The sequence below is a fragment of the Paractinoplanes polyasparticus genome, from assembly GCF_019710575.1.
GTDB lineage: Bacteria > Actinomycetota > Actinomycetes > Mycobacteriales > Micromonosporaceae > Actinoplanes > Actinoplanes polyasparticus.
Genome location: NZ_JAHWFK010000069.1, coordinates 40,298 through 46,622, shown reverse-complemented (window position 1 = coordinate 46,622; position 6,325 = coordinate 40,298). Strand labels below are relative to the sequence as shown.

The following is a 6,325-nucleotide window of genomic DNA, read 5'->3' as shown; positions in this document are numbered from 1 at the left end:
CGGTGCAGCCACAAATGCTTCCTCCCCATGATCAGTCGATCATGTTTGAGAAGCTCCACGAAAGCGGGGGGAACTCAACCACCAACCTCTTGCTGGATCTGCCCCAATGGTGGGCGCCGGTGAACCCGGCCGCCGGCCCGCCCTTCCTAGCTTCCGTGAACATCACACGATCGTCAGCCGCTGTGCTGACCCGCCTCGCGGAGAGCCGGGCCAACGTCGCCCCTCCAGCCCGGGCAGCCCGACCCGCCGAAGTCACCTGACGCCGTGGTCCGATGATCAGCTCGCCGCGGCTGGCGCCGATTGCGCCACCGCACCCTTCAACGGCGGCCTGGCCGTCCGGGATCTGTCGTTCTGCTGGCCCGGCTGACCGGTCGCCGAGCCGACCAGGGACGCCCGCCGGCGGCATGAACCGGTGACCGTATCCTCCTGGTGGCTTCGCTGTGGGGCACGATCGGCCCGGCCTCGGAGATGGGTGCGGGAACAGCGGGCGCGGGCGCCCTGGCCGGATGGCGGCACCTGGTCGCCGGACTGGTGATGACGGCGATGGCGTTTCGTCACTGGGCGACGCTGCGCCGGGCCGGCCGGTCCTGGTGGCTCTGGGTCGTCACTGCGGGGGTGGCAAGCGCCGCCTACCAAGTGGTGTTCCTGACCTCGATCTCGATGTCCGGGGCCGCGCTCGGAACCATGGTGGGGGTCGCCGCCGTTCCGTTGTTCGCGGCCTTGGGGGTCCGGTTCCTTGATCGAGGGCGGGTGAATCGGGCCTGGATGCTGGGATCGGCCGTTGCGCTGGCCGGGTGCGTACTGCTCCTGACGCCGGAGGTGCCCGGCGGGACTTCGATCAGTGCAGCCGGGGTGGCTTGCGGCATTTGCGCGGGCGCGCTCTTCGCCGCCTATACGTACTGCGCGAAGCAGATCGCGACGCGGTCGCGGGCGACCGGGGTGAACCTCGCCACCGGCGTCACCATGCTCGTCGGTGCGGCCTTGCTGGCACCGCTTCTGCTGACTGGTCTCCCCCATCTGACCCGGATGAGCGAATGGCTGCTCATCGCGTGGCTCGGACTCGTGGCGACCGCCGTCGCCTATGCCCTCTACAGTCACGGCCTGCGTGAGGTGAAGGCGAGCACGGCCGGCACCTTGAGCCTCTTCGAACTCCCGTCGGCGGCGTTGCTGAGCATGGTGCTGCTGGGCGAGCGTCTGTCGCCGGTGGAGTGGTTGGGCAGCGCGGTGATCCTGGCGGGCCTGTTACTGGCCACTGCCCGGAGTGACTGACCGGACCCAGCCGCGGACGCTCGTTGACCCGGGACGGCCGAGCCGGCCCCTGACGGGGGTGCGCCTGCTCCGTCAGGAGCCGGTGGAGCCGAGGTTCAGGCGACCTCGTAGGCCCGGATCACGGTGACCGCGGCCGTGTTGCCGGCGGTGTCGGTGGCGGTGGCCCGGAGGGAGACGAATCCGGAGGACGGGTTGGTGACCCGCACGGTCCCGCGGTCCCTGCTGACCGTCGCGGTCTGCCAGGTGCGGCCGTCGTCGGTGGAGAATTCCGCGGTGAGCGTACGGTTGGATGCCGCCGCCGACCCGGGTGCGCGATCCACCGTGACCGGGATGGCGAAGCTGCCCGTCCGCGCACCGGCCCCAGGGCTGAAGCGGATGCTGGACAGAGGCAGCACCCTGTCACCGGACGTGGAGGCAAACGTCCACACGCCGCTGACCGAGGTGCTCAGCCGGAACGGCGCCGACCGGGTGGCCGACGCCTCCAGCCGGTACGCCGTCCGCCCCGCGGGAACCTCGAACGCGGGGAAGTCGTCTCCACTATCGCCGATGAGCGTGTCGCCGGCGTAGAGAGCGGTCCGGTGTGTGTCCGGCGTCAGCGTGGCCCCCCAACGGCCGGAGCCGTCGGCGAACAGCGGGAAGCCGACCCCGACGGTGTCACCCGTGCGGATCACCGTTCCGGTGACATCGTCGGTCGCGACCGAGGGCGCGAACACCGGCGTGTTCCAGCTCTGCGGGTAGACCGTGCCGGGGACGAGGATCTGACGCGGCCCGACCGTGCGGTGCAGGATCTCGTAGCCGCGCTGCTGCTGGAACTCGCCGCGCCAGCCGACGGTGCTGTCGCCGCCGACGTACTCGGTGCGCTCGAACGGCAGCGTGAACGGCAGGGCCTCGGCGCCGCCGCTCCAGCCGCCGATCTCCGGCCTGTGGGACTTGGCGCCGGTGACCTCGTCCGCCTCCCGGGCGTACCGGGCCTTCACCGTGGCCAGCTCGCCGGCCCGGATCTGCTTCCGGAATCCGGTCGGGAAGTCACCCTTCGTCGAGTACGCCGTCTCGTACGTGAACGGGCTGTCGCGGAATCCCTCATCGTCGTTCTTCCACCGGGCGAACACGCTGTTGACCAGGGTGGTGAACTCGTCGGCCGACCCTCCGGACCCGACTCTTGCGCTGCGCAGGTCATCGGGCACGTACGAAAAACTGGTGGCTCCGGCAAGACCGCCAACCACCGGGGTCCACATGGCGGTCACGAAGGTGGCCGCCTGTCGGGCGTCGGCGCGCGGTGCCGTCACAGTGACCGGAAGGGCCGTACGCGCGTCCAGGGTGACCGTCATCTTCCGGTCGACGACGAGCTTCGGATGGACCAGTGCGCTCGTGGCGTCAGTGTCGTAGAACTCGGTGTGGAACCCGTAGCTCCCCCGGGGCAGGCTGACCGTCTCGTCGGCGCCGTCGCTGACCTGGATGCTGTTGCTCTGGCGATCGAGCGGGACGAGGAAGCCCCAGTGACCGTCCGGGTCGGGCGCACCAGCGCGGTTGATGTGGCGGAACGTCACGTCGTATCGCTCGACGTCGCGATTGACCGCCATCGGTGTACCGAGCCTGATGTTGCCGGCGCCGGTCGCCACGACACGGCCCTGCTGGAAGCCGTCCGTCCCATCACCGCTGGTGTCGGCGACCACGGTGGCCGTCGCGGCACCTCCGGCCGGCACGGTCAGGCTCGCCGGCGTAACCGAGAAGGTGCTCGTGGCGCTCTCGGTCGTGAGATCCAGGACGATCGGCGCCGACCCGCCATTACGGTACGTGAGAGTCCGGCTGATCGGGATGTCGTCGGAATGCGGCCATTCCTGACGGCCGAAGTTCACGCTCCCCTCGTCAACGGTCACCGGCTGGCGGACGGCCCGGGCCACGTCGACCCGGCCGGCACCCTGTGCGAACACGTCCAGTCCGGTGGTCGGCTGGGCCGCGCCCATCAGGGCCGCCTTACGACGGCTGGGCGACCAGCCAGGGTGCTGCTGGGTGAGGATGGCGGCCGCTCCGGCGACGTGCGGCGCGGCCATCGACGTGCCGCTCATCGCCACGTAACCGTCCGCGGCCGGCCCACCCTGCTCGCCGTTCGCCGCCCGGGCGGCCACGATGTTCACCCCGGGCGCGGTCAGATCCGGCTTGATCGCACCGTCGTCGACGCCCGGGCCACGTCCCGAGGACACGGCCAGCTGATCGCGGTCGTCGACCGATCCGACGGCCAGCGCGGCCGGCGCACTTGCCGGCGAGTAGACCGTTTCCGGGCGCCCGAACCCGAAATTGCCGGCCGACACGACGAACAGGGTGCCGTACGCGGCGGTGAGGTCCTCGACGGCCTGCTCCAGCGGGTCGATCCCGGGGTAGTCGGTACCGCCGATACTGACGTTGACCACCGGCGCCTGCTGAGCGGCCCACTCCATGGCGGGCAGCAGTTCGGACTCGAAGCAGGAACGCTCGCAGGCTTTGGCGATAGCCAGCTTGGCGCCCGGCGCCACCCCCTGGTAGCGGCCGCCCGACTTCGCGCCGCTGCCGGCGATGATCGAAGCGACGTGGGTGCCGTGGCCGAGCCGGTCGTCGATGCCGGGCAACTCGGTGAAGTTCGCGCTCGCCACGATCTTGCCGGCGAAGTCCGGGTGAGTGGTGTCGATACCGGTGTCGACCACCGCCACCGTCACGCCGGTGCCGTCCAGTCCCTGCTGCCAGGCGGCCGGCGCGCCGATCTGGGGCACGCTGACGTCGAGGCTGGGCGTGCGCTTACCGTCCAGGAAGATCCGGTCGACGTCCGGGCTCAGGGTCCGTGCGGCCGGCGTACCCCGGGTCAACGAGGTCCAGAGCGAGCCCCGCTCGGAGCGCGATGCGCGGGCCGCCAACAAGCCCGATCCCGCCAGATCGCGGCCGACCCGGGCCGTCGCTCCGACCGCGGCCCGAACGCCGGCCGGGCCCTTGCGCTGACCCCTTTTCGGGTACGCCAGCAGCAACGGCAGATCGTTGTCCCCGGTGTATCCGAACTCTTTCAGGGTGGTCAGGTCGAACAGACGCCCGTCGAGCCGGCCCTGCCGTAGCAGCGGCATCGCGTCGAGCGGGACCACGTGCCGGTGGCCGTCGACCAGCCGGCTCGAGAAGCGGATGCCGGCCCGGCCGGGGCCGGGCTCGACCGTGACTCCCGGCCCCGCGACGGTGACCCGGTCGCCGGTGATCAGGGTGACCATGAACTTCTCGGCCGGGGCGGCCGCGGGCGCCACCGCCTCAGCCCCCACCGCCGGAGGGCCCGCCACAAGGGCCGCGACAGTCCCCAGCGCCACCACAACGGCGCCCACTCGTCTCCTGCGCATCTGTTCCCTACCTTGTTCCTCAAAGGACTCTGGTTGCGATGGGGTAGATGCACGCTGGCGCCAATCTGCGGCATGGCTCGTAGATTTATTTCTGAGAGTCTTACCTCAATCGTCTTTCCGCAGGTCTGTCCCAGCCCGCCGGTACGGTAAGGCTCCACAATGTCTCTGCTGCGATGAACCGCTCATCGGCCCTGCCCGTCAACGGCGATATGAGCACCGAGCGCACGCCCACACTGATCAGCGACCTTCCCGGGCCAAAGCCCCTGCCGTTCCTCGGCAACCTTCGCGAATTCAGCCGGGGCGGCAGGGCCCACCGCGTGATGGAGGCCTGGACCGACCAGTACGGGTTGACCTACCGCATCCAGCTCGGTGGCAGCGATCTGATCGTCACCGCCGACCCGGCGCACATCGACACGATCCTGCGAAACCGACCGGACGACTTCCAGCGTGAGCAACGGACGTCGGCAACCATTGACGAGATCATCGGGCCGGGTGTATTCACCGCCGAGGACGACCGGTGGCGCCGCCTGCGCAAGGTGGCCACCCAGTCGCTGAACGTGGCCTACCTGCGCCAGTACTTCACCACCATCAATCGGGTCACCGATCGGCTGGTGCGGCAATGGGACGCCTTGGCCTCGTCGGGCGAGCGGATCGACGTGCTCAACTGGATGATGCGGTACACCCTCGATGTGACGTCCGGGCTGGCCATGGGCCACGACCTGAACTCCCTGGAGGATACCGGCGACGGGCTGCACCGCCGCATCCCGATGATCTTCCCGGCCTTCCAACGCCGGACCAGAACGCCGGTTCCCTACTGGCGTTACGTGAAGCTACCGATCGACCGGCGGCTCGACGCGACCGTACGGGAGATGGAATCACTCGTACTGGCACGGTACGGCGAAGCGAAAATGCGGGTGGCCGCGGGCGAACCACCGTCGAACTTCCTCGAGGCGCTGGTGAAGCCGATCGCCGACGAACCGGCCATCACGGACCAGGAGGTTGTCGGCAACGTGTTCACCATGCTGGTGGCCGGGGAGGACACCACCTCGTCGACGGCCGCGTGGGCGCTGCACTTCCTGGCCGAGCACCCGGAGATCCACGCAAAGGTCCGCGCCGAGGCCGACGAGGTGGTCGGCACGCAGAGAATCCCCGGCGATCCGGCCACTGTCGGCCGCCTCAAGTACGCCGAGGCCGTCGTCCACGAGGTGCTACGCGTGCAGCCGGTCGCCCCTATCGTCGGCGCTCAGCCGAAGCGGGACCAGAGGTTGACCGGGCGCGACGGCGCTGAACTGCACCTGGATCAGGGTCAACCAATGATTTTGCTGACTTCGTACGGCGCCCGTCGCGATACCGCGCGCTTCCCGGATCCGGACGCCTTCCGGCCCGAACGCTGGCTCGAGGGCAAACTCCCACCCGAAGCCCTGCCTTTCACCCCGTTCGGCAACGGCCCGCGCTTCTGCCCCGGCCGCAACCTGGCCATCATTGAGGCGACGATGGTCACCTCAGTGCTGGGCCGAGCGTTCGAACTCAATCCGGATCGCTCCGGCCCACCGGTCACCGAGCGGCTCGAGTTCGCCTCCTACCCGACCAACCTCTACCTGCACGCCACTCCCCGCGGCTGAACTCGTTCGCCCGGGACGGCGCCGCGACCATACAGACGGCGGACCGGCGCCTAGCGAACTGGAAGAGTCTGATGAACCCGGCGTCGG

4 protein-coding genes are annotated in these 6,325 nt (G+C 69.6%); 3 read left to right on the top strand and 1 reads right to left on the bottom strand.

What is annotated here, in order from left to right:
• Both KXC43_RS47480 and KXC43_RS47475 read left to right on the top strand, forming a co-directional pair.
• On the top strand, positions 1-260 hold a 260-nt coding region (locus tag KXC43_RS47480; protein WP_221382897.1), incomplete at its 5' end, for a hypothetical protein.
• 169 nt (positions 261-429) lie between these two features.
• A complete protein-coding gene (locus KXC43_RS47475; RefSeq protein WP_221382896.1) occupies positions 430-1,269 on the top strand; it encodes a DMT family transporter in 840 nt (279 codons plus the stop codon).
• A gap of 95 nt (positions 1,270-1,364) precedes the next feature.
• On the opposite strand, the gene KXC43_RS47470 is transcribed toward KXC43_RS47475, so the two are convergent.
• Positions 1,365-4,616, bottom strand: a complete 3,252-nt coding sequence (locus KXC43_RS47470; protein ID WP_221382895.1) for a S8 family serine peptidase — start codon at positions 4,614-4,616, stop codon at positions 1,365-1,367.
• A 173-nt stretch (positions 4,617-4,789) separates the two neighbouring features.
• Here KXC43_RS47470 and KXC43_RS47465 point away from each other — a divergent pair, with 173 nt between their 5' ends.
• Positions 4,790-6,238, top strand: coding sequence for a cytochrome P450 (locus KXC43_RS47465; protein WP_221382894.1), 1,449 nt, complete (start codon positions 4,790-4,792; stop codon positions 6,236-6,238).
• The last annotated feature ends 87 nt before the right edge of the window (positions 6,239-6,325 follow it).

Coding starts and splice junctions, on each gene's coding strand:
- KXC43_RS47470 (WP_221382895.1), bottom strand. CDS start 4,616: ATGCGCAGGAGACGAGTGGGCGCCGTTGTGGTGGCGCTGGGGACTGTC.
- KXC43_RS47465 (WP_221382894.1), top strand. CDS start 4,790: ATGAACCGCTCATCGGCCCTGCCCGTCAACGGCGATATGAGCACCGAG.